Here is a 22269-nt window from a genome sequence, read left to right on the forward strand (position 1 = left end):
AGCAGCACCCGAGGTGCTGCCGGCAGCACCCGGAGACTACCCCTGCCCCGTCCGTCACGGATCTCGTGTCGGGGTTGTCGTGCAGGGGTGTTCGTGGGGTACAGTGTTCATCGCCGGACTCGTTTCCGGTGGCGTCGGCCGTGATTCCCCCCAATCCGCCGATGTCCAGGCGGCACCCGTTCCCCCCAACAGGTGCCGCCTCTTCTTCTTTCCGGGAACGTCCGACGGGGACGGTGTCGTCCGGACACATGTGTCACGCATCGATCCGCGTGGGTACGGGGATGAGTGGACAGACCGGTCCATGCCGGCGCATGGACCTCGTCGGTCGTCGAGTGGCGGGACTGCTCGTGCGCCGGTGCCGTCGTGAGCGGCGCGGTGCAGCGCAGCGGCCGGGGGTGCACGCGTCGTCGACTGGGGTACGGCTTTCTGCAACGGGGGACAAAGCTGCCCGTTGCTGTGCAATCGGTCCCGTTGTGCACCGCACAGCGACGTCGCGGCCCCGCGTGTCGGCATGCCCCTACCGTCGGCGGGCATGCACCGCCACCGAGCCGTCCCCGCGCCACCGTTCCTGCCCGGGGTCGCTCCGCCCCGCTCCGAGCGAGCCGTCCGTGCCGAGGAGTTCGAGGAGCTCGCGGGGCTCGTCCGCGACGCGACGGTGACCGACGTCCTCGCCGTCGGCGGACGCGGGACGTGGATCGACCGCGGAACGGGACTCGAGCCGACCGATCCCGTGCTCGGCGAACGACGTGTCCGCGAGCTCGGCGCCGCTCTCGTCGCTCGCGGTGGTCGGCACGTCGACGAGAGCACCCCGATGGCCGACGTCCGACACGACGACGGGATCCGTGTGCACGTCGTGCTCGCACCGGTCGCGGTCACCGGCACCGCACTCTCGATCCGCCTGCCACGGCCCGGGCATCCGACGCTCGCCGCGCTGGAACGGAGCGGCACGTTCGACCGGGTGCCGCGTCGCGTCGTCGAACGCGCGGTGGCCGAGCGGCGGAACGTCCTCGTCAGCGGAGCCACCGGCAGCGGCAAGACGACCCTCCTCGCCGCGATGCTCGCCGCCGTCCCGCACGACGAGCGCATCGTCACGGTCGAGGACGTCGCCGAACTCCGCATCGACCACCCCCACGTCGTCGCGCTCGAGGCCCGGCAGGCGAACGCCGAGGGGAGCGGGGCGATCGACCTCGCCCGGTTGTTGCGGGAGTCGCTCCGGATGCGGCCGGACCGTGTGGTGGTGGGGGAGTGCCGCGGAGCCGAGGTCCGCGAACTCGTGTCGGCGCTCAACACCGGGCACGAGGGCGGGGCCGGGACCGTCCACGCGAACGGCCTCCCGGACGTGCCGGCCCGGCTCGAGGCGCTCGGTTCGCTCGCCGGGCTCGACCCGCCGTCGTTGGCCCGGCAGGCGGTCAGCGCGTTCGACCTGGTGCTGCACGTCGAGCGTCGTCGCGGGGTGCGCCGGCTCGCCGGTGTGGGGACGCCAGTGCTGGGGACGGACGGGAGGCTCGGCATGCGCCCGGTGGACGGGTGGCGGTGACGAGACGGCGGCGACGCGGTCACGGGGTGTCGGACCACGCAGCAGTCGCGGCCGACGCCGCGAGGACGCTCGACCGTGTCGCGACGCTCGTCTCGGCGGGGGTGCCGCCGCCGAGGGCGTGGCGGCTCGTGGGCGGGCTCCCCGCTGCGGAGACGCCCGCGTGGCGGGACGTCCGCGCGGTCCTCCTGGTCGCGGACCGGACCGGCGCGCCCTCCGCCGTGGCGCTCCGAGCCCTCGCCCGTGCGCTGCGCCGCTCGGCGGCGAGCGACCGCGCCGTCCGGGTCGCCCTCGCCGGTCCGCGCGCGAGTGCCCGCGTCGTCCTCGCGCTGCCCGTCCTCGGCGTCGGTCTCTCGTCCACGTGGGGCGCCGGCGCTCTGCAGGTCCTCCTCGGGTCGCCGTTCGGGTGGGTGTGCGTGGCGGCCGCCGCCGGTCTCGTGGCGCTCGGACGCCGGTGGACGAACGGGCTGGTCCGCGCCGCGACGCCGGACGGGCACGTCCCAGGCGTGCTGCTCGACGCGTGGGCGGTCGCGTTGTCCGGCGGCGGGTCCTGGACCGACGCCGGACGCACGGTCGAGGAGGCACTGCGCGAGGCGGGCCGTGCCGCCCCGGACCCGGTCCAACGAGCGCGCCTCGCCGAGGTGCTCGCCCTCGCCCAACGCGCCGGGGTCCCGGCAGCCGTGCTGCTCCGTGCCGCAGCCGAGGACGTCCGTGACGACGCCGCCGCGGTCGGCCTGGCGGCGGCCGAGGGGCTCGCCGTGCGCCTGGTGCTGCCGCTCGGGGCGTGCGTCCTCCCTGCGTTCGTGTTGGTCGGCGTCGTGCCGGTGGTCGCGGGGGTCCTCTCCTCCACGGTCGTGGGCGTGCGGTGATCGCTCCACAGACCGAGCGCCGGGACCCCGACGGGCCAGCTCGCGCGGCGAGGCTGGTGACCGGGCCGAGTGGTCGCTCGGCCGACCGAGAGGAAGAGGGACACCATGCACCAGCACCCACAGCCGACGCGGTGGCGACGACTCCGCGCCCGGATGACCGAGGACCGGGGGTCGGCGACGGCCGAGTACGCGGTCGTGATCCTCGCCGCGGTGGCCTTCGCCGGCGTGCTCGTCGCGGTCATGCGCTCGGGCGAGGTCCAGACGATCCTGACCGAGCTCGTCCGCGGTGCCCTGTCGCTCTGACCGCGGCTCGGTGACGGTGGAGTTCGCGGTCGTCCTGCCCGCCGTGGCGGTCGTGCTGACACTGCTCGTCGCGGCCGTCGTCACGGTCGATCGGCAGGGGACGCTCCAGCTCGCGGCCGCCACGGCGGCGCGCGCGGCAGGACGGGGTGACCAGGAGGCGGCCGCTGCGACGGTCGCCTCCGTCCCCGGGGCGTCGGCCGCGTACCGCCGGGCATCGGGCCTCGTCTGCGTCGACCTCGCCGTCCCCGCGCCCGGCGTGTTCGCCGCCGTCGTGCTGCGTGCCTCCGGGTGCGCGGCGGAGCGGGGTGGGTGATCGTGGGTGCGGGGTCGGGGCGCGTCCCGGACCCGGCGGACCGCGGCGCGTCACGATCGGACCGCGGCTCGGTGACGGTGCTGCTGGCCGTCGTCCTGGCTGTCGGTACGGCCGTCGCTACGGTGGGCATGACGGCGGCCACCCACCGTGTGGCGGTCGTCCGCGCGCAGGCCGCTGCCGACGCCGCTGCGCTCGCCGCGGCGGCCGCCCTCGTCGGCCTGGTCCCCGGCGACCCGTGCGCCCGAGCCGCGACCGTCGCCGAGGCCGACGGTGCGGTGCTCGCCGGGTGCTCGACGGTCGGCGCGCGTGCCCGTGCGACCACCACGATCGGGACCGGTGCGTTCGCCGTGAGCGCAGTCGCCGTCGCCGGAGCACCGAGCGGAGCGCGCCACCTCTGTGTGTATGGTGTGCACGTCGGCCCCCGGTCATCGATGTCCCGGTCGACCCGGACGGCGAGTCACACCGGCGACCTCGCAGGTCCAGGGCCGACGAGCACCATCGATCAAGGAGACACGTGCCAGGCACGAAGAAGCTCGTGATCGTCGAGAGCCCCGCGAAGGCGAAGACGATCGCGCAATACCTCGGTGACGGATACGAGGTCCAGGCGTCAGTCGGCCACATCCGCGACCTCGTCGAGCCCAAGAACCTCCCCGCGGAGCTCAAGAAGGGCCCGATGGGGAAGTTCTCGGTCGACGTCGACAACGGCTTCGAGCCGTACTACGTCGTCTCCGACGCGAAGAAGAAGACCGTCTCCGAGCTGAAGCGCGCGTTGAAGGACGCCGACGAACTCTTCCTCGCGACCGATGAGGACCGCGAGGGGGAGGCCATCGCGTGGCACCTGCTCCAGGTGCTCAAGCCCAAGGTGCCGGTCAAGCGGATGGTGTTCCACGAGATCACGAGGGAGGCGATCCAGCGCGCGCAGGAGGCCACCCGCGAGCTCGACACCGCCCTGGTCGACGCGCAGGAGACCCGACGCATCCTCGACCGTCTCTACGGCTACGAGGTCTCGCCCGTGCTGTGGCGCAAGGTCGGTCCCGGCCTCTCCGCCGGTCGCGTGCAGTCCGCCGCCACCCGTCTCGTGGTCGACCGCGAGCGGGAGCGCCTGGCCTTCGTCTCCGCGAACTACTGGGACCTGACCGCCCGCTTCGAGAAGGCCGGTGACACCGCCTTCACCGCGAAGCTCGCCCGTGTCCAGGGCACCCGGGTCGCCTCCGGCCGCGACTTCGACGACCGCGGCGCGATCTCGGGCGACGTCGTCCGGCTCGACGCGGCCTCGGCCGCCGCGCTGACGACCGTGCTCGAGCGTGCCGGGGACGCCGTCGTGCGTTCGGTCGACTCGAAGCCGTACACGCGCCGCCCCGCCGCGCCGTTCACCACCTCGACGCTGCAGCAGGAGGCCGCGCGCAAGCTCCGGTTCTCCGCGCGGCAGACCATGAGCGTCGCGCAGTCGCTGTACGAGAACGGCCACATCACCTACATGCGGACCGACTCGTCGTCGCTCTCGCAGCAGGCCGTCAACGCCGCCCGGAAGCAGGCCGCCGCGCTCTACGGCGCCGAGACCGTCCCGGACAAGCCGCGCAGCTACGCCGGCAAGAGCAAGAACGCACAGGAGGCACACGAGGCCATCCGCCCCGCCGGCGACACGTTCCGGACGCCGTCGCAGATGGAGAAGGTCCTCCGCGGGAACGACTGGAAGCTCTACGACCTCATCTGGAAGCGCACCGTCGCCTCGCAGATGGCGGACGCCAAGGGGTCGACGGCGTCGGTGGTCCTCGGGATCACCGCCACCGAGTCGGTCGAGGGCATCGCGTCGACCGCGAACGGCACCGATGCCGAGTTCACGGCGTCCGGCACCGTGATCACCTTCCGCGGCTTCCTCAACGCCTACGAAGAGGGGCGCGACGAGGAGCGGCACGAGGCCAAGTCCGACGGCGACGACGCGAAGCTCCCGCAGATGGCCGAGGGCGACGCGCTCGGCGTCTCGGACGTCGAGGCGAAGGGCCACGACACCTCCGCGCCGCCCCGCTACACCGAGGCGAGCCTCGTGAAGACGCTCGAGGAGCTCGGGATCGGCCGTCCGTCGACCTACGCGGCGATCATCTCGACGATCATCGACCGCGGGTACGTCACGCAGCGGGGCAGTGCACTCGTGCCGAACTGGATCGCGTTCAGCGTGGTCCGACTGCTCGAGGACTACTTCGGCGACCTGGTCCAGTACGACTTCACCGCCTCGATGGAGGACGACCTCGACCGCATCGCGAGCGGCGACGAGGACCGCGTCGACTGGCTCAAGGGGTTCTACTTCGGCGGCGGCGACCAGCGCGGCCTCCGGACGGTCATCGACAACCTCGGCGAGATCGACGCGCGCGACATCAACTCGGTGGAGCTCGCCCCCGGGTTGACGCTCCGCATCGGACGCTACGGCCCGTACATCGAGGTGCCGAGCGACGACCCGGAGAAGCCGCGTCGCGTCAACGTGCCCGAGGACCTCGCCCCCGACGAGCTGACCGAGGAGAAGGCCCGCGAGCTCGTCGAGGCGCCCGTCGTCGGCGACCGCGTGGTCGGCATCAACCCCGAGACCGGCAAGGAGGTCCTCGCGAAGGACGGGCGCTTCGGCCCGTACGTGACCGAGCGCACCCCCGAGCCGGAGCCCACCGTGGACCCCGCGACGGGGGAGGTCACCGAGGCCGCACCCGCCGCGGCCGAGTCGACCACCGCGACCGGCACCGCCGCGAAGAAGTCGACGGCCAAGAAGACGACGACGAAGAAGGCCGCTGCGCCGAAGGAGCGCACCGCCTCGCTCTTCAAGTCGATGGACCCGCAGACGGTCGACCTCGAGACCGCGCTCAAGCTCCTCGACCTGCCCCGGATCGTCGGGCAGGACCCCGAGTCCGGTGAGGACATCACGGCGCAGAACGGTCGCTACGGCCCGTACCTCAAGAAGGGCACCGACACCCGGACGCTCCCGAGCGAGGACGCGATCTTCGACATCGACCTCGCCGGCGCACTCGAGCTGTTCGCGCAGCCGAAGTACGGTGCCAAGCGCTCCGCGACCGCAGCGCTCAAGGAGTTCGACGCAGACCCGGTGTCCGGCAAGCCGATCAAGGTGAAGGACGGCCGGTTCGGCCCCTACGTCACCGACGGTGAGACGAACGCCACGATCCCGCGCGGTGAGGACGTCGAGGCGGTCGACTTCGAGCGAGCCGTCCAGCTGCTCGCCGACAAGCGAGCCAAGGGTCCGGTGAAGAAGAAGGCGCCGGCCCGCAAGACCGCGGCCAAGAAGAAGTGACCGGTCGGTTCATCACCCTCGAGGGCGGCGACGGCGCGGGCAAGACGACGCAGGCCGAGCGCCTCGCGGCGTGGCTCGGCGAGCACGGACGCACGGTGGTCCGGACTCGCGAGCCCGGGGGCACGGACCTCGGCCTCCGCATCCGCGAGATCGTGCTGCACGAGCGCGGCCACGTCGCGCCCCGTGCGGAGGCACTGCTCTACGCGGCCGACCGCGCGCACCACGTCGAGACGGTCGTGCGCCCCGCCGTCGCACGCGGGGACGTCGTGCTGCAGGACCGCTACATCGACTCCTCCGTCGCGTACCAGGGCGTGGCGCGGGGCCTCGGTGCCGAGCACATCCGCTCGGTGTCGGACTGGGCGACCGACGGGCTGACGCCGGACCTCACGGTCCTGCTCGACCTCGACGTCACCGTGGGCCGTGCCCGGGTCGCGGCCGCACGCGGGGACACCTTCGACCGACTCGAGTCCGAGGCCGCGGCGTTCCACGAGTCCGTCCGTCGTGCGTTCCTCGACATGGCGGCCGCGGAGCCCGCACGCTTCCTCGTCGTCGACGCCTCGGCGGACGCCGACACCGTGCAGCACACGATCCGTGCGGCCGTCGGTCCGGTCGTCGGCATCGACGCGGCATGACGGTGGTCGCTGCCAGGATGACCGCATGAGCGTGTGGGACGGCCTGACCGGGCAGGAGGAAGCCGTCGCTGCCCTGCGTCGCGCGGCAGAAGCACCCGAGGGCACCGGCGGGATGACGCACTCGTGGCTCATCACGGGGCCGCCCGGGTCGGGCCGCTCGAACGTCGCCGCGGCCTTCGCGGCGGCGCTGGTCGGGGACGGCCCGGACGACGACCACACGCTCCGACAGATCAGGGCCCGGACCCACCCGGACGTCTCGGTCCTCACGACGCAGCGGGTGATCATCACGATCGACGAGATCCGACAGCTCGTGACCTCGTCGTACTACTCGCCCTCGGTCGGCCGCTACCGGATCGTGATCGTCGAGGACGCCGACCGCATGACGGAACGAACCTCGAACCTGCTGCTCAAGGCCCTCGAGGAACCGCCGGAGCGCACCGTGTGGATCCTCTGCGCGCCCAGCGAGGCCGACCTGCTCCCGACGATCCGGTCCCGGGTTCGCTCTGTCCGGTTGCGCGTGCCGGGCATCGAGTCCGTCGCCGACCTCCTCGTCGCCCGCACCGGGGTCGACCGGGTGCTCGCGATGGACGCTGCTCGTCAGGCCCAGAGCCACATCGGCATGGCGCAGCGCCTCGCGACGAGCGCGGACGCCCGTGATCGCCGCCGCCGCACCCTCTCGACGGTCCTCGGCGTCCGGAGCGTCGGCGACGCGGTGACCGCTGCCGCTGAGCTCCTCGCGGTCGCCGACGAGGACGCCAAGGCCATCACCCAGGAGCGCGACGGCGAGGAACGCGACGCCGCCCTGCGGTCGCTCGGGGTGGAGCCCGGCGGCACGATCCCGCCGGCGCTCCGGTCGCAGCTCCGTGCGCTCGAGGAAGACCAGAAACGTCGGGCGACGCGGAGCCTCCGGGACGGCCTCGACCGCATCCTCGTGGACGTGTCGTCGCTGTACCGCGACCTGCTGCTGCTCGGTCTGGGCGCTCCCGCGGAGCCCGTGAACCTGTCGATGCGCGACGAGCTCGAGCGTGCGCTGCCGTCGGTGTCGCCGGCGGCGGCGCTCGAGGTCCTCGACGCGGTGTCGACGGCACGAGCGAGGATCGCGGCCAACGTCGCAGCCCTGCTCGCGCTCGAGGCCCTGCTCGTGACCATCGCGCGTGCCGCGCGCTGACGACCTGCGCCGCGGAGCGCGCTGAGGAGCCGCCGCGCCGCGCCGCGCCACGCCACGCCGCGCCGCGCCGCCCGCGAACCGAACCAGGGTCCGGACACAGCACCGCGGAAGAGCGCGGTTCCGTGTCCGGGACCTGGTTCCGCAGCTGGTCGTGACGACAGGACGGCCGGGAGGCACGGTTCCGGCCCGCCCCGTGCCTCCCGGCCGTCACCGCGCACGTTGTGGGCCCCCTGACGCAACCCACAGCCTCCGGGCCGATCCCGCGTGGGAGAATCGCGGCATGTCCGACGCAGCCCCCGGCCTGCGCGAGCGGAAGCGCCTCGCCACCCGTCTCGCCATCCAGCAGGCGGCGCTCCGCATCGCGGCGGAGGACGGCCTCGCCGCCGTCACGGTCGACGAGATCTCCCGCCGCGCCGACGTCTCGCCGCGCACCTTCTTCAACTACTTCCCGAGCAAGGAGCAGGCGATCCTCGGGGACGACCCCACGCTGCCGGACGACGACGCCCTCGCCGGGTTCATCGCGGGCGGTCCGTCCGGGGACCTCCTGCAGGACCTCGGCGACCTCCTCGTGCACTCGACGCAGGCGCTCATCGACGAGCGGGGCCTCATCGCCGAGCGGCAGGAGGTGCTGCGCGCCAACCCCGAACTGTTCTCGCGGCGGATGGCGTCCATGAAGGAGTTCCAGCACGAGATCGAGGTGGCGGTCACCCGTCGCCTCGAGGCCACCGTGCCGGACCCCGACGCGCGCCGACGGCAGGCCCGGCTGGCGTCCATCGTGGCGCTCGGCACGTTGCGGCACGCCTGGTGGGAGTGGTCCGAGCAGGGCGGTGACGTGCACCTCGTCGACGAGCTCGAGCGGTCCTTCGCCGACCTCGGCGCGCTGGTTTCGCGTTCGCTGGTCTGAACCTGTATAGTCATTGCTCGTGCCGCTCCGGAGACGGAGTGCCGAAACGCTGTGGTGACACAGCACCAGACGCGCCGGAGACGGTGCGTTCGCCGCCTTAGCTCAGTCGGTAGAGCGATTCACTCGTAATGAATAGGTCGTCGGTTCGATTCCGACAGGCGGCTCCACAGGACCCCCTCCGATCCCCGGATCAGAGGGGGTCCTCTCGTTGTGCACCGGCCGCCTGGTAGACAGGCCGCATGACGGTTCGATGGGGAGTGCTCGGGACGGGCGGCATCGCACGCTCGTTCGTCGGTGACTGCGCGGCGGTGGGTGTCGAGTTCGTCGCGGTCGGCAGCCGGACGCTGTCATCGGCGAAGTCGTTCGCGGACGAGTTCGACGTCCCGCGAGCGCACGGCTCCTACGAGGACCTCGTGTCCGACCCCGACGTCGACGCCGTGTACGTCGCGACGCCCCACTCCCGCCACGCCGCCGACGCACTCCTCGCGATCGAGCACGGCAAGCACGTCCTCGTCGAGAAGGCGTTCACGATCACCGCGGTCGAGGCCCGCGCGGTCGCCGACGCCGCCCGCCGAGCGGACGTCGCTGTCATGGAGGCGATGTGGACGCGCTTCCTGCCGCAGATGGCGATGATCCGGCAGGTGCTCGCGGAGGGCCGCATCGGTCGTCCGCGGCTCGTCGAGGCGACGCACCACCAGGCCCTGCCGTCGGACCCGCAGCACCGGTTGAACGACCCGGCGCTGGGCGGAGGAGCGCTGCTCGACCTCGGCATCTACCCGGTGTCGTTCGCCGTCGACGTGCTCGGCCTGCCGGAGTCGGTCGTGGCGTCCGGCACGCTCAGCGAGCAGGGGGTCGACACGCAGATGGGCGTCGTGATGACCCACGCGGGTGGGACGCAGTCGACGGTGCACTTCGCGCTCGACCTCGCGAGTCCGAACACGGCGTCGATCATCGGCGAGGACGGCCGCATCGACCTCGACGCGACCTGGTTCACCCCGACGACCTGGCGGATCCGCGACGGTGACGGCACCGTCGTGGAGGAGTTCGACGGGCGTGAGGAACGCACGGGCTACGGTCACGAGGCACGCGCGTTCGAGGCGATGATCGAGACCGGGACGCACGAGGGCGGGCCGATGGACCTCGAGGAGTCGGTCGGGATCATGGCCCTCCTCGACGAGGTCCGGCGTCAGGTCGGGGTCCGGTACGCGGCCGACGAGCAGGTGGATCGGGAAGACGGCCTGGAGGCTCCTCCCGCAGTTCCGTAGGATCGGTCGCGATGTCCGAGCCGCAGCCTCCACGCCCGACCCTCGCCGAGCGCGCCCGTCACGCCGTCACCGCGTTCCGCGGCTCGGTCGCCCGACGACCGGTGCCGTGGATCGCCGGCGGTCTCGCCGGCGTGCTCGTGCTCGGTTCCGGCGGTGCGGTCGCGGTCGCCGCGGCCACCATGCCGGACCCGGCCGAGCCGGTCCGGACCACCGTGGCGGCGCCGTCGGCCACCGCGTCGCGCACGCCGTCCGCGAAGCCCTCCGCGACGCCGACCGCGACCGCGCGGGCCGTGCCGGAGGACCCCGCCGGGCCGACCGCGCTCCGCACCTGCACCATCGACCAGGCCGCGGGGGCGGCGGGGCTCGGGTCCTTCGAGGGAGCCGTGATCAACGCCGAGACGGGCGAGGTCCTGTACTCGCACGCGGGCGACCAGCCGAAGCAGACCGGCAGCGTCATGAAGACCCTGACGACCGCGACGGCGCTGGCCGACCTCGGTGGCAGCTACCGCATCCCGACGACGGTCACGAAGGAAGGTGACGGTGCGATCGCCCTCGTCGGGCACGGCGACGCGACGCTCTCCGCCGGCGGCGCGACGGTCTACCCGGGCGCGCCGACGCTCGGGCAGCTCGCGCAGCAGGTGAAGGCGAAGCTCGGCAGCTCGCCGGTCTCGACGATCGTCACCGACGACACGTACTGGAGCGACGCCGACGCCTGGGACCCGACGTGGCCGGTGTCCGAGCGGACGATCGGCTACCAGCCGGAGGTCACCGCGCTCATGGTCGACGGCGATCGCGCGAACCCCGGAGCAGCGACGTCCCCGCGGTCCACCGACCCCGTCGGGCGCGCGGGCGCGGCGTTCCGGACCGCGCTCGCGAACGCCGGGGTCGTCGGAGCCGCGAACGCGCAGATCGTCAAGCGCGCCACCACCTCGACGGACACGATCGCCACGGTGTCCTCGCAACCGGTGTCGACCCTGATCGGCCAGATGATCCCGAACTCGGACAACACCCTCGCGGAGATGCTCGCGCGGATCTCGTCGAAGGAGTCCGGGGCGGACGGTTCCGCGGCATCGCTGACCGGGGTGTACCAGGCGGCGCTGAAGACCTACGGGGTCGACCCGTCCGGCATCGTCATCAAGGACGGTTCGGGCGAGAGTGCGGCGAACGCGGTGTCGCCGGAGTTCGTCGCGAAGCTGATGGTCCCCGTACAGGCCGGCACGAAGGGCCTCGGGACGCTGTCGAACGCCCTGCCGGTCGCTGGTGTATCGGGCACGCTCTCGAGCCGCTTCACCGGGGCGAACGCCGTCGCCCGGGGCAAGGTGCACGCGAAGACCGGCTGGATCGACAGCGCGAACACGCTCGGCGGTTGGATGGACGCAGCGGACGGCACCCGTCTGACGTTCGCGTTCTACGCCATCGGTTCGTCGCGGGCGGCAGCGTTGCCGGCACTCGACGCCGTGACCGCGGCGACGTACTCGTGCGGGGCGAAGCTCACCAGTTCGTAGCGCAGCCGATGCGGTCTCCGAGGCCGTTCGGTGCAGGATGGACCCATGGCCAGGGCACTGCTCGTCGTCGACCTCCAGAACGACTTCACCGAGGGGGGTGCGCTCGGGGTGACCGGTGGTGACGCGGTCGCGGAGCGCATCTCGGTGTTCCTCGGGCAGCACGCGGGGGAGTACGACCTCATCGTCGGTTCCCGTGACTGGCACCACGGCGACGACGACAACGGTGGGCACTTCGCCGGCGCCGAGGGCCCCGACTTCGTGGACACGTGGCCGGTGCACTGCGTCCAGGACACCCCGGGCGCGGAGTACCACCCGGCGTTCGACACCGACCCGGTGGACGTCCACGTCTACAAGGGGCAGGGCGCTCCGGCGTACTCGGCGTTCCACGGACGAACGGCCGACGGCGTCCCGCTCGGGCAGGTGTTCGAGCAGCACGACGTCCGGGAGGTCGACATCGTCGGCATCGCCACCGACCACTGCGTCCGGGCCAGTGCGCTCGACGCGCTCGAGGGCGGAGCGGCCGTCACGGTGTACGAGGACCTCGTCGTCGGGGTCGACCCGGAGCGCAGCGCCGCGGCCCTCGACGAGGTGCGGTCGGCTGGCGGACTGGTCGACCACAGCGACACCGACGAGGGCCTGCACCGTCCGGGCGGCGCGCGCGTCTGACCTGCCGCCGGCACCGGCACCGGCAACGCGTGTCCGCGCGTCAGACCAGGAGCTGGTGCTTCGCCAGGTCGCGGTAGAGCGGCGTCGACTCGACGAGCTCCGAGTGTGTCCCGACCCCGACGACACGTCCGTGCTCCAGCACGACGATGACGTCCGAGTCGACCACGGTGGACAACCGGTGGGCGATGACGAGCAGCGTGCGGTCCTCGGCCACGGCGTCGATGGCGAGCCGCATCTTCTGCTCGTTCACGCCGTCGAGCGACGACGTCGACTCGTCGAGCAGCAGGATCGGCGGGGCCGCGAGGAGCGCCCGGGCGATCGCGAGCCGCTGCCGTTCGCCGCCGGAGAGCATGACGCCGTCCTCACCGACCTGGGCGTCGAGGCCGCGGGGGTCGCGGTGCAGGACCTCACCGAGGTTCACGGCCTCGAGGACGCGGACGCAGTCGTCCTCGGTGGCGTCCGGTGAGCCGAGCAGCAGGTTGGCGCGGATCGTGCCGGCGAGCACCGGGGCGTCCTGTTCGACGTAGCCGATCTGTGCGCGGAGCTCGTCGCGGTCGAGCCCGCGGACGTCGACGCCGCCGAGCCGGATCACGCCGTCGGTCGGGTCGTAGAAGCGCTCGATGAGCGCCAGGGTCGTCGACTTGCCGGCACCCGAGGGGCCCACGAGCGCGACGCGGGAGCCGCGGGGGACCCGGAAGGAGACGTCGTGCAGCACCACGTCGTCGACGACGGCCGCATCGTCGGGGTGGGGCGAGCCTCCAGGCCGGTCCGTCGCCCCGTCGGGACCGGACGCCTGCGCGCCGGCTGCGTAGCGGAACGACACGTGCTCGAACGCGATGGCGTCGTCGCTCGGCACGGCGGCCGCGACACGGACGGCGCGGTCGTCCTGGTCCTCCGTCGGGAGGTGCAGGATCTCCTCGATCCGGCCGAGCGCACCGAGTGCCTGCGCGACGGCCACCGCGGCGCCCATCGCCTGGCCGAGCGGCATGATCATCATGAAGAGCAACAGGATGAACGTGATGAGGGTGGCGATCGTGATCGTCCCGGCGGCGACCTGTGCTCCACCGACGCCGAGCACCGCGATGAACGCGACCTGCATGACGATGCTCGCGACAGGGACCACGAACGCGCTCATCTTCGCGATGTCGAGGCCGCGACGGTAGGCCTCGGTCGCGTGGCCGTCGACCTCCGCGACCTCGCGGTCGGTGGCACCGGCGGCGCGGATGGTGCGGACGGCGCCGATGCCGCGCTCGACCGCGGCGGTGAGGTCGCCGACCTTCTCCTGCGCCTTCTTCGACGCGACGCGGATGCGACGGCTGAGTCCGCCCACGACGACGATCGCGACCGCGACGATGACCACGACGATCACGAGCAGCAGCGGGTCGATGATCGCCATCGCGACGATCGCGCCGATGAACGTGAGGGAGCCGCCGATCGACTCGATGAGGCCCTGGGTGAGCACGGCGCGCAGCAGCGTCGTGTCGCTGCCGACGCGGGAGACGAGGTCACCGGTCCGACGGGTGTCGAACTCCGAGATCGGCAGGTTCAGGATGCGTGCGATGAGCTTGCGGCGCGTGGAGAGCACGACGCCCTCGCCCGCGCGCTGGAGCAGGAAGTGCTGGATGCCGTTCAGCAGGCCGGCCACGATGACGAGCCCGACGAGCAGCCACACGAGCGTGCTGAGGGTCCGGCCGCTCTGCACGGCGGTGATGACCTGGTTGACCAGGAGCGGCTGGGCGAGGGAGGCGCCGGCGCCGAGGACGCTCAGCACGATGATGACGATCATCGCGGGCTTGTTCTCGAACAGGTAGCTCAGCAGGCGGCCGAAGCTGGCGCGGGGGCCGTCGGTCTTCTTGGGGCGGGCGAAGGGGAAGCTCATCGTGTTCCTAGTCTCTGCCGTACTTCTTGTGCACTGCCTGGCGGCTGACGCCCAGCAGCGTCGCGATCTCCTGCCACGAGGCGCCGGCGCCCCGGGCACGGCGGGCAGCGAGTTCCTCGGTGCGGTCGAGGGCCTTGCGGAGCTCGCGCACCGAGGCGAGTGCGGCGAACGGGTCGTCGCCGTCGGCGTCCGAGGCCAGGGTGGTGATGGTCGGATCATCCATGATGTCAACCTACATTGACGCTCGGCACGGTATCGACGTGGGACGACGAGTTGAGTTGGCCGGCGAGGTGTCGCTGCGGAACGACGAAGCCGTTGTCGTGCGACAACGACCGTGTCGTTCGTTGCACGCGCGGGCTTCCGCGGCGCGCAGAGAACGACGAAGCCGTCGTCGTGCGACAACCACGGTGTCGTTCGTTGCACGCGCGGGCTTCCGCGGCGCGCAGGGAACGACGAAGCCGTCGTCGTGCGACAACCACGGTGTCGTTCGTTGCACGCGCGGGCTTCCGCGGCGCGCAGGGAACGACGAAGCCGTCGTCGTGCGACAGCCACGGTGTCGTACGACAACCACGGTGTCGCTCGTTGCACACGCGGGCTTCCGCGGCGCGCAGGGAACGACGAAGCCTTTGTCGTACGACAACCACGGTGTCGTTCGACAACGACGACCCGCACTCGTGGCGGCCCGACGCGACCCGGACCCGGCGACGCGGCGCCACCGCACCGCACGACGGACGGGAGGCGCGCTGCCCGCTGGCACCGCGCCTCCCGTCCGGACGTGCACACCCGGGTGCCCTACGGGGCGAGGCTCCCGGAGGAGCGCACGTGATCGTCGCCGACCGTCGCGTCGGCGGGGATGCCGAGCACGCGCTCGGCCTCCGCCTCGCCGAAGTCCGCGTGCCGGGTCTCCTTGACGAAGAAGAGCGCGACGAGGGTCACGACCGCGGCGATGGTCAGGTAGAGCCCGACGAGGAAGATGTTCCCGTCGGCCTTCCACAGCGCGAGTGCCACGGTCGGTGCGAGCGACGCACCGAGGATCGACGCGACGTTGTACGCCACCGCCGAGCCCGTGTACCGGACGTTCGTCGGGAAGAGCTCGGGCAGCAGGGCGCCCATCGGCCCGAACGTCAGGCCCATCAGCGACAGCCCGACGATCAGGAACGTCACGACGGTGATCGGCCCGTGCGAGGCCGCGAACCAGATCTGGAACGTCAGGCCGAAGACGGCGATGCCCGCCGTGGTCCAGAGGAGCGTCGAGCGACGGCCGAAGCGGTCCGCGAGGAACCCGGCGACGGGGGTGAGGATGCCGAAGAACACCACGCCGATCATGAGCAGCGTGAGGAACTCGCCGCGGGAGTAGCCGAGGCCGATCTTCGGGACGAGGGGACCGGCCGTCGCGCCCGTCGTGCCGTAGGTCAGGGTGAACGTCGTCATGAAGTAGAAGAGCACGTAGGTCGCTACCATGCCGAAGGTGCCGATGATGAGCGGTCGCCACGAGGTCCGGAACACCCGGGCCAGCGGGACCTTCGCGACCGTGCCGGACTCCTGCACGCCACGGAACACGGTCGACTCGACGAGCTTGAACCGCACGTAGAGGCCGACGATCACGAGCACGGCGGAGAGCAGGAACGGGATCCGCCAGCCCCACGCCTGGAAGTCGGCGTTCGCCGTGCCGTCCGCGCTGGCGGGCATCGCCGCGTTGATCGCGATGAAGAGCCCGTTCGCGAGCAGGAAGCCGATCGGGGCGCCGAGCTGGGGGAGCGAGCCGAACACGCCGCGCTTGCCCTTCGGGGCGTTCTCGGTCGCGAGGAGCGCCGCGCCGGACCACTCGCCACCGAGGCCGACGCCCTGGGCGAAGCGCATCACGGCGAGCAGCACGGGCGCCCAGACGCCGATCGTGTCGAAGGTCGGCAGGCAGCCGATGAGGAACGTCGCCGTGCCCATCACGAGCAGCGACGCGACGAGCGTGGCCTTGCGGCCGACGCGGTCACCGAAGTGGCCGAAGATGATCGAGCCGACGGGTCGGGCGAAGAACGCGAGGGCGAAGGTCACGAACGACGACAGCTGCGAGGCGGTCGGGTCCTCGTTCGGGAAGAAGAGCGTCGGGAAGACGAGGACCGCCGCGGTCGCGTAGACGTAGAAGTCGTAGAACTCGATGGAGGTCCCGACGAGGCTGGCGATGACGACGCGGGAGCGCGGGTTGCCTGCGGGGGCCGGGGTGGTCGTGCTGGGTGCCGATGCGGCTGACATGCGTGTGTGGTGACTCCGAGGGGAGCACCCGTGAGGGGTGCAGCGGTGTTCCGGACGGCGGACACCGATCGGTTCGCGCAGGTGGCGCGGCGCTGATCGGGTGCGTTCGGTGGGTGGTGGACCGCTCGTGACGGGGGCTCACAGCCTACGACAGATGTCGCTTTCCTGCGAATCTGCAGAGAACGAACGGCCGGGAGGCGCGGTGCACGTGTCCCGTGCGCCGCGCCTCCCGGCGATTGGTCGCGCTGGTGCGCGCTGGGTCAGCTGGCGGCGCCGGCCTCGAGGTGGGCGGGCAGCTGGTGGCCCATGCGGTCCCGCTTGGTGTCGAGGTAGCCGGCGTTCTGCGCGGAGATGCCGACGACGAGCGGCACGAGCGACTCGACCGCGATGCCGTGCTCCTCGAGCTGTCGGCGCTTCTCCGGGTTGTTCGAGAGCAGGCGGACGCTCGTGATCCCGAGGTCGGCGAGGATGCCTGCGGCGCCGCCGTACTCGCGCGAGTCGGCGGGCAGCCCGAGCGCGAGGTTGGCGTCGAGGGTGTCGAGCCCGTCCTCCTGCAGCCGGTAGGCCTTGAGCTTGTTGGTCAGGCCGATGCCGCGACCCTCCTGCCCGCGCAGGTAGACGACCACGCCGCCCTCGGCCGCGATCGTGTCGAGCGCCGCGTCGAGCTGCGGCCCGCACTCGCACTTCAACGAGCCTAAGGCCTCGCCGGTCAGGCACTCGGAGTGCACGCGGACGAGCGCGCCGTGACCGGGCGTCGAGCCGTCGGGGAGTGCGCCGATGATGGCGACGTGCTCCGCCCCCGTGACGAGGTCGCGGTAGGCCCGCATCTCGAACGTGCCGTGGGTGGTCGGGACGTTCGTGGACACTTCGAACTGGACCGGGCTCCCCGGCGTGGGCGAGGTCAGTGCGTCGGTCATCGTGTGCTCCGGTCGTTCTGGGGCGCCGCTCCAGGGTGCGCGGTGCCGTGCGGCCGGGCCCGGACCAGGAGGTCGGGACCCAGACTGGTGGTCGATGTTACGTCCAACCGCAGGCGGTCGGTCATGCTTCCCACGCCGAGGTCGTCGACCGCGACACGGGGTCCGCCGAGCAGCACGGGGGCGACGTAGACGAGGTACTCGTCCACGAGGCCGGCCGCGATGAGCGCGGAGGTCAGGGTGGGGCCGCCCTCGACGAACACGGAGTGCACGCCGTGGTCACGGAGGGCTGCCAACGACGCAGCGAGGTCGTGACCCGGCAGCGTGACGAGGCCGCGCGGGTGCCGGCGGAGCGCCGCCGAGTCCGGGACCGGCCGGTCGCCGAACACCACCGGCAACGGCTGGTCGGCGAGCAGTTCTCCCGCGTCGCCCCGCGCGGTGAGGGAGGGGTCGTCGGCGAGCACGGTGCCGGTGCCGACGAGGATCGCGTCGTGCGCCGCCCGCTGTTCGTGGACGTGCTGGCGTGCGGCGGCTCCGGTGATCCACTGGCTGGTCCCGTCGGCCGCCGCGGCGCGTCCGTCGAGGCTCGACGCCCACTTGGCGGTCACCCACGGGCGACCGAGCCGGACCGAGAGCAGCCAGCGCTCGAGGAACGCCTCGGCTTCGTCGGCCAGGACCCCGGACACGACGTCGACGCCCGCGGCGCGGAGGCGGTCGGCGCCGCCGTGCACGTGCGCGCCCGGGTCGTCGATCGCGTAGACGACCCGTCCGATGCCCGCCTCGATGAGGGCGAGCGCGCAGGGGCCGGTCCGCCCGGTGTGGTTGCACGGCTCCAGGGTCACGACGGCCGTCGCGCCGCGGAGCCGCGCGGGGTCGACCTTCGCCATCGCGTCGACCTCGGCGTGCGGCGTGCCGGCACCCTTGTGCCAGCCCTCGGCGAGGACCGTGCCGTCGGCGGTGAGGATCACCGCACCGACCCGGGCGTGGTCGCCGACGGCGGGGCCGAGCGCCGCGATCTCGAGGCCGCGGCGCATCGCCCGGACCTCGGACGGGGTCGCGGTTCCGGAGTGGGTGCTGGTCACTCCTCGACACTACCGACGACAAGTCGGTGACACGTCATCGAACTACACGCTGTGGGCGAACGACGCTGCGGGCCACGACAGGTCGGACGCCGGGGTACCGTCCGCCCGACGCCGTGCGTGCCAGGCCGGGGTCGGGCCGCCGTCACGGCCGGGGTTCACCGCGGGGCCGGTCCCCGTGAAGGAGAACCCTGCTGCCCGGGCGACCGCCGCCGAGGAGGTGTTGCCCTCGTAGCACTCCCACGCCACGTCGGGAGCTCCCTGGTCGAACGCCCACGTCACCACGAGGTCGAGGGCCTCGTGCACGAGCCCGGCGCCGCGCGCCGCGGGTGCGAGCCAGAACCCGACGTCACGCCGCGCGGTCCGGTAGCCGATCACACCCTCGAGCAGGGCGGAACCGCTGCGCCGGATCGCCCAGGTGTACTCCCGGTCCGATGCCCATCCCGGGCCGACGAGGGCGTCCACGAAGCTCCGCGCGTGCTCGGGACCGTACGGCTGCGGCACCGTCGTCCACCTGGCGACGTCGGGGTCCTGGCAGCCGGCCACGATGGCCGCGGTGTCCGCGCGGGTGGGCACGTCGAGGCGCACCCGTGCGGACTCGAGGACGACCGGGATCACGTCGGGCTCAGCCGCGGACGCGTGGGACGAAGCCGATGCGGTCGTACACGCGTGCGAGCGTCTGCTGCGCGATCGACTCCGCACGGTCGGCACCGACGGCGAGGAGCCGGTCGAGCTCCGCCGGGTCGTCGAGGAGTTCGAGCGTGCGGGCGCGTACGGGCTCGAGCTCGGCGACGACCGCGTCGGCCACCTCGCCCTTCAGGTCGCCGTACCCCTTTCCCTGGAAGGACGCCTCGAGCTCGGCCACCGGGGTACCCGTGAACGCCGACAGGATCGAGAGCAGGTTCGTCACGCCCGGCTTCGCCTGGCGGTCGGCCCGGATCTCACGCTCGGTGTCGGTGACCGCCGAGCGGATCTTCTTCGCGGTGCGCTTCGGGTCGTCGAGCAGTCGGATGAGCCCGTTGTCGGACGCCGCGGACTTGCTCATCTTGCTCGTCGGGTCCTGTAGGTCGTAGATGCGGGCCGTGTCGGTGAGGATCCGGGCCTCCGGCACGACGAACGTCTCGCCGAAGCGCGAGTTGAAGCGCCCGGCGAGGTCCCGCGTGAGCTCGACGTGCTGCCGCTGGTCATCACCGACGGGGACGACCTTCGTGTCGTACAGCAGGATGTCCGCCGCCATGAGGATCGGGTAGGTGAAGAGCCCGACCGAGGCCGCGTCGGCACCCTGCCGAGCCGACTTGTCCTTGAACTGGGTCATCCGGCTGGCCTCGCCGAAGCCGGTGAGGGTGTTGAGCACCCACGCGAGCTCGGCGTGTGCGGGCACCTGCGACTGGACGAAGAGCGTCGCCTTCGACGGGTCGATGCCGGACGCGATGTACTGCGCCGCCGTGGCACGGGTGTTGGCCCGGAGCTCGGCCGGGTCCTGCGCGGTGGTGATCGCGTGCATGTCGACGACGCAGTAGATGGCGTCGTGGTCGTCGAGCAGCGTCCGCCACTGCATGAGCGCGCCGATGTAGTTGCCGAGGTGGAGCGAGCCGGCCGAGGGCTGGATGCCGGAGAAGATGCGGGTCGTGGTCATGCTGGTGTCCTGTTGCGCTGGAGCGGGAGGGGATCAGATCTCGTAGTCGACGACCACGGGGGCGTGGTCGGACCATCGCTGGTCGTACGCCGCGGCGCGGTCGACCGTGTAGTGCGAGACCTTCTCGGCGAGTTCGGGGGTGGCGACGTGGTAGTCGATGCGCCAGCCGGAGTCGTTGTCGAACGCCTGGCCGCGCCACGACCACCAGGTGTACGGGCCGTCGACGTCGCCGGCCTGCGCACGGCCGACGTCGACCCAGCCGAGGCCCGCGCCGGTGGACCCGTCTGCGCCCTCGACCTGCTCGCCCTCGGCGCCGAAGAAGCGGGAGAAGTAGGCGCGCTCGCGCGGGAGGAACCCGGCCCGCTTCACGTTGCCCTTCCAGTTCTTGATGTCGCGCTGGTCGTGCCCGACGTTGAGGTCACCCACGACGACCGCGAGCGGGTTGTGCGCCCGGAGCTCCGGGAGCCGCTCGGTCATGGCGTCGAGGAACTTCCACTTCTCGTCCTGCTTCGGGGTGTCGACCTCGCCCGAGTGCACGTACGTCGACACGACCGTCACCGTGGTGCCGCCGATCTCGTAGTCGGCCTCGAGCCAGCGCCCGGCGGAGTCGAAGTCCTCTGCACCGAGGGCGACGCGGTGGATCTGCGCCCGGTGCCGCGACGCGATGGCGACGCCCGCGCGGCCCTTCGCCGTCGCGGGGTCGTGCACGATGTCCCACTCGTCGCCGAGCAGCCCGGCGAGGTCGTCGCTCGACGCGCGGACCTCCTGCAGGGCGAGGACGTCGACGTCGCGCGTGGCGAGCCAGTCGCCCATGCCCTTCCGGAACGCGGCACGGACGCCGTTCACGTTGACGGATGCGAGGCGCAGGCGTGTCATGCCGTCCAGCCTATCGGCGGCCACGGACAGGCCCGCTCGCCGTAGGCTCCGGCCATGACCGTCGTGTTGACCGTGGGTGAGCTGCTCGCCGCGTTCCGACCCGTGGCCGAGCAGATGCTCCGTCCGGATGAGTTCCACACCGCTCGGTTCTGGATCGCACCGATCCACGCTTGGGACGACGATCGGGACGAGGATGCCCTCGCCGAGGATCAGGACGCGCTGGTCTGGGACCTCTGCGGGGAGGCGGGGAGCAGCAGCACGCTCGGAGTCGCGATCTACGACGACGAACGGCAGCTGCTCGGCGCGTTGGCGAGCGACCTGCAGGACTTCATCGCCGAGAGCACATTCGCCTGGGGCGAGCTGCGGCCGATCCCGCCGCTGGGAGCGTAGCGGCGACCCGTGACGGACTGGAGGCGCGGTGCCAGCCGGCACCGCGCCTCCAGTCCGTCTCCCGGTCGCGTCGGGGACGCGACCCGCGCGATCAGGCTGCGTCGTGGTCCGTCTGCAGGAACTCGACGAGGTCGTCAGCGGTCTTCTCGGCGTCGTCGCCCGACACCGTCAGGGTGACCTCGTCGCCGTTCTCGATGCCGAGGCCCAGCAGCGCGAGGATGCTGCCGGCGTTGCCGGACTTGTCGCCCTTCGCGATGGTGACCTGGTGGCCGGACGCCGTCACGGTCTGGACGAACAGGGACGCCGGGCGGGCGTGCAGGCCGGACGCGCTGGCGACGGTGACGGTGCGGGTGGCTTCGGACATCGAATGGACTCCTGTCGATGGGTGGTGGCGCTCATCGTAGCGAGCGTCGGGTGGGGCTGGTCCTGGCAGCGGTCAGGAACGACCGGGCCAGAACACCTCGGTGCCGGCGGCCTCGACCTCGCGGACGAGGTCGGCGTTGACACCGGGGTCGGTGATGATCGTGTCGATCGCGGCGAGGGGTGCGACGCGGCCGAACTCCTCGCGGCCGAACTTCGTGTGGTCGGCGAGCAGGATGCTCCGCCGGGCCGCCTTGATCATGGCGGACTTCACGGCCGCCTCGGCCATGTTGTGCGTCGTGAGACCGCGCTCCGGCGTGATGCCGTTGATGCTGATGAAGGCGACGTCGACGCTCACCATCCCGATGAGCTGGTGCGTCCACGTGCCGACGCCCGCGAGCGAGTCGCTCCGGATGTTGCCGCCGAGCAGGTGCAGGTCG

22 protein-coding genes, 1 tRNA gene and 1 pseudogene are annotated in these 22269 nt (G+C 72.1%); 14 read left to right on the plus strand and 10 right to left on the minus strand.

Annotated elements, in window-relative coordinates; translation table 11 throughout:
* Positions 1-532 precede the first annotated feature (532 nt).
* The 13 genes from NS184_RS15820 (at position 533) to NS184_RS15880 (ending at position 12448) form a co-directional block, all read left to right on the plus strand.
* Positions 533-1537 carry a CpaF family protein gene (locus NS184_RS15820; protein WP_083513770.1) on the plus strand — a complete coding sequence of 335 codons (1005 nt, stop codon included), beginning with the start codon at positions 533-535 and terminating at the stop codon, positions 1535-1537.
* A gap of 26 nt (positions 1538-1563) precedes the next feature.
* On the plus strand, positions 1564-2403 hold the full coding sequence (locus tag NS184_RS15825; protein WP_058727056.1) for a type II secretion system F family protein: 840 nt from the start codon (positions 1564-1566) through the stop codon (positions 2401-2403).
* A 105-nt stretch (positions 2404-2508) separates the two neighbouring features.
* Positions 2509-2706 (plus strand): DUF4244 domain-containing protein, encoded by a 198-nt coding sequence (locus tag NS184_RS15830; RefSeq protein WP_058727057.1) that lies wholly within the window; start codon positions 2509-2511, stop codon positions 2704-2706.
* Between the two features lie 10 nt (positions 2707-2716).
* Positions 2717-3019, plus strand: coding sequence for a hypothetical protein (locus tag NS184_RS15835; RefSeq protein WP_058727058.1), 303 nt, complete (start codon positions 2717-2719; stop codon positions 3017-3019).
* A 128-nt stretch (positions 3020-3147) separates the two neighbouring features.
* Positions 3148-3558 carry a hypothetical protein gene (locus NS184_RS15840; RefSeq protein WP_193750509.1) on the plus strand — a complete coding sequence of 137 codons (411 nt, stop codon included), beginning with the start codon at positions 3148-3150 and terminating at the stop codon, positions 3556-3558.
* Entirely contained in the window at positions 3534-6308 is a 2775-nt protein-coding gene (topA, locus tag NS184_RS15845; RefSeq protein WP_058727060.1) for a type I DNA topoisomerase, read from the plus strand. Before NS184_RS15840 ends, topA begins: the two co-directional genes overlap by 25 nt.
* Positions 6305-6940: a dTMP kinase gene (gene tmk, locus NS184_RS15850; RefSeq protein WP_058727061.1), complete on the plus strand. Its 636-nt coding sequence runs from the start codon at positions 6305-6307 to the stop codon at positions 6938-6940. Before topA ends, tmk begins: the two co-directional genes overlap by 4 nt.
* Before the next feature lie 25 nt (positions 6941-6965).
* Entirely contained in the window at positions 6966-8108 is a 1143-nt protein-coding gene (locus NS184_RS15855) for a DNA polymerase III subunit delta' (RefSeq protein ID WP_058727062.1), read from the plus strand.
* A 280-nt stretch (positions 8109-8388) separates the two neighbouring features.
* Entirely contained in the window at positions 8389-9012 is a 624-nt protein-coding gene (locus NS184_RS18440; protein WP_058727063.1) for a TetR family transcriptional regulator, read from the plus strand.
* A 91-nt stretch (positions 9013-9103) separates the two neighbouring features.
* Positions 9104-9179 (plus strand) — tRNA-Thr (locus NS184_RS15865).
* A 72-nt stretch (positions 9180-9251) separates the two neighbouring features.
* Positions 9252-10277: a Gfo/Idh/MocA family protein gene (locus NS184_RS15870; RefSeq protein WP_058727064.1), complete on the plus strand. Its 1026-nt coding sequence runs from the start codon at positions 9252-9254 to the stop codon at positions 10275-10277.
* Positions 10278-10288: 11 nt separating this feature from the next.
* The gene (gene dacB / locus NS184_RS15875; protein WP_058727065.1) at positions 10289-11782 is read left to right on the plus strand and encodes a D-alanyl-D-alanine carboxypeptidase/D-alanyl-D-alanine endopeptidase; all 1494 of its coding nucleotides are present in this window, start codon (positions 10289-10291) and stop codon (positions 11780-11782) included.
* Positions 11783-11827: 45 nt separating this feature from the next.
* Positions 11828-12448 (plus strand): isochorismatase family protein, encoded by a 621-nt coding sequence (locus tag NS184_RS15880; RefSeq protein WP_058727066.1) that lies wholly within the window; start codon positions 11828-11830, stop codon positions 12446-12448.
* A 40-nt stretch (positions 12449-12488) separates the two neighbouring features.
* Here the strand turns inward: NS184_RS15880 and NS184_RS15885 are convergent, their stop codons facing one another.
* From NS184_RS15885 to NS184_RS15920, 8 genes and pseudogenes are all read right to left on the minus strand, one after another.
* A complete protein-coding gene (locus tag NS184_RS15885; RefSeq protein ID WP_058727067.1) occupies positions 12489-14327 on the minus strand; it encodes an ABC transporter ATP-binding protein in 1839 nt (612 codons plus the stop codon).
* A gap of 7 nt (positions 14328-14334) precedes the next feature.
* Complete coding sequence (locus NS184_RS15890) at positions 14335-14550, minus strand: hypothetical protein (protein WP_058727068.1); 216 nt, start codon at positions 14548-14550, stop codon at positions 14335-14337.
* A gap of 569 nt (positions 14551-15119) precedes the next feature.
* Positions 15120-16574: an MFS transporter gene (locus NS184_RS15895; protein ID WP_083513771.1), complete on the minus strand. Its 1455-nt coding sequence runs from the start codon at positions 16572-16574 to the stop codon at positions 15120-15122.
* 260 nt (positions 16575-16834) lie between these two features.
* A pseudogene (gene ribA, locus NS184_RS15900) lies at positions 16835-17464 on the minus strand (GTP cyclohydrolase II); the annotation flags it as partial.
* Positions 17465-17487: 23 nt separating this feature from the next.
* The gene (gene ribD / locus NS184_RS15905) at positions 17488-18522 is read right to left on the minus strand and encodes a bifunctional diaminohydroxyphosphoribosylaminopyrimidine deaminase/5-amino-6-(5-phosphoribosylamino)uracil reductase RibD (RefSeq protein WP_083513773.1); all 1035 of its coding nucleotides are present in this window, start codon (positions 18520-18522) and stop codon (positions 17488-17490) included.
* A 90-nt stretch (positions 18523-18612) separates the two neighbouring features.
* A complete protein-coding gene (locus tag NS184_RS15910; RefSeq protein WP_058727071.1) occupies positions 18613-19185 on the minus strand; it encodes a GNAT family N-acetyltransferase in 573 nt (190 codons plus the stop codon).
* Between the two features lie 7 nt (positions 19186-19192).
* A complete protein-coding gene (trpS, locus tag NS184_RS15915; RefSeq protein ID WP_058727072.1) occupies positions 19193-20203 on the minus strand; it encodes a tryptophan--tRNA ligase in 1011 nt (336 codons plus the stop codon).
* A 33-nt stretch (positions 20204-20236) separates the two neighbouring features.
* Positions 20237-21079, minus strand: a complete 843-nt coding sequence (locus NS184_RS15920) for an exodeoxyribonuclease III (RefSeq protein WP_058727073.1) — start codon at positions 21077-21079, stop codon at positions 20237-20239.
* Between the two features lie 54 nt (positions 21080-21133).
* On the opposite strand from NS184_RS15920, the gene NS184_RS15925 reads away from it, so the two are divergent.
* On the plus strand, positions 21134-21469 hold the full coding sequence (locus tag NS184_RS15925) for a hypothetical protein (RefSeq protein WP_058727074.1): 336 nt from the start codon (positions 21134-21136) through the stop codon (positions 21467-21469).
* A 91-nt stretch (positions 21470-21560) separates the two neighbouring features.
* On the opposite strand, the gene NS184_RS15930 is transcribed toward NS184_RS15925, so the two are convergent.
* Positions 21561-21833, minus strand: coding sequence for an HPr family phosphocarrier protein (locus NS184_RS15930; protein ID WP_022904964.1), 273 nt, complete (start codon positions 21831-21833; stop codon positions 21561-21563).
* A gap of 72 nt (positions 21834-21905) precedes the next feature.
* Positions 21906-22269, minus strand: a 364-nt coding sequence (locus NS184_RS15935; protein ID WP_430733550.1) for a DeoR/GlpR family DNA-binding transcription regulator, incomplete at its 5' end; no start/stop codon positions are given.

Source organism: Curtobacterium luteum, assembly GCF_001475545.1.
Classification (GTDB): domain Bacteria; phylum Actinomycetota; class Actinomycetes; order Actinomycetales; family Microbacteriaceae; genus Curtobacterium; species Curtobacterium luteum_A.

What these genes read in the sequence shown, in the direction of transcription:
- NS184_RS15820 (WP_083513770.1), top strand. Translation starts at nt 533, where the DNA reads ATGCACCGCCACCGAGCCGTCCCCGCGCCACCGTTCCTGCCCGGGGTC.
- NS184_RS15830 (WP_058727057.1), top strand. Translation starts at nt 2,509, where the DNA reads ATGCACCAGCACCCACAGCCGACGCGGTGGCGACGACTCCGCGCCCGG.
- NS184_RS15840 (WP_193750509.1), top strand. Translation starts at nt 3,148, where the DNA reads ATGACGGCGGCCACCCACCGTGTGGCGGTCGTCCGCGCGCAGGCCGCT.
- NS184_RS15855 (WP_058727062.1), top strand. Translation starts at nt 6,966, where the DNA reads ATGAGCGTGTGGGACGGCCTGACCGGGCAGGAGGAAGCCGTCGCTGCC.
- NS184_RS18440 (WP_058727063.1), top strand. Translation starts at nt 8,389, where the DNA reads ATGTCCGACGCAGCCCCCGGCCTGCGCGAGCGGAAGCGCCTCGCCACC.
- NS184_RS15870 (WP_058727064.1), top strand. Translation starts at nt 9,252, where the DNA reads ATGACGGTTCGATGGGGAGTGCTCGGGACGGGCGGCATCGCACGCTCG.
- dacB (WP_058727065.1), top strand. Translation starts at nt 10,289, where the DNA reads ATGTCCGAGCCGCAGCCTCCACGCCCGACCCTCGCCGAGCGCGCCCGT.
- NS184_RS15880 (WP_058727066.1), top strand. Translation starts at nt 11,828, where the DNA reads ATGGCCAGGGCACTGCTCGTCGTCGACCTCCAGAACGACTTCACCGAG.
- NS184_RS15885 (WP_058727067.1), bottom strand. Translation starts at nt 14,327, where the DNA reads ATGAGCTTCCCCTTCGCCCGCCCCAAGAAGACCGACGGCCCCCGCGCC.
- NS184_RS15890 (WP_058727068.1), bottom strand. Translation starts at nt 14,550, where the DNA reads ATGGATGATCCGACCATCACCACCCTGGCCTCGGACGCCGACGGCGAC.
- NS184_RS15895 (WP_083513771.1), bottom strand. Translation starts at nt 16,574, where the DNA reads ATGTCAGCCGCATCGGCACCCAGCACGACCACCCCGGCCCCCGCAGGC.
- ribD (WP_083513773.1), bottom strand. Translation starts at nt 18,522, where the DNA reads ATGCGCCGCGGCCTCGAGATCGCGGCGCTCGGCCCCGCCGTCGGCGAC.
- trpS (WP_058727072.1), bottom strand. Translation starts at nt 20,203, where the DNA reads ATGACCACGACCCGCATCTTCTCCGGCATCCAGCCCTCGGCCGGCTCG.
- NS184_RS15920 (WP_058727073.1), bottom strand. Translation starts at nt 21,079, where the DNA reads ATGACACGCCTGCGCCTCGCATCCGTCAACGTGAACGGCGTCCGTGCC.
- NS184_RS15925 (WP_058727074.1), top strand. Translation starts at nt 21,134, where the DNA reads ATGACCGTCGTGTTGACCGTGGGTGAGCTGCTCGCCGCGTTCCGACCC.
- NS184_RS15930 (WP_022904964.1), bottom strand. Translation starts at nt 21,833, where the DNA reads ATGTCCGAAGCCACCCGCACCGTCACCGTCGCCAGCGCGTCCGGCCTG.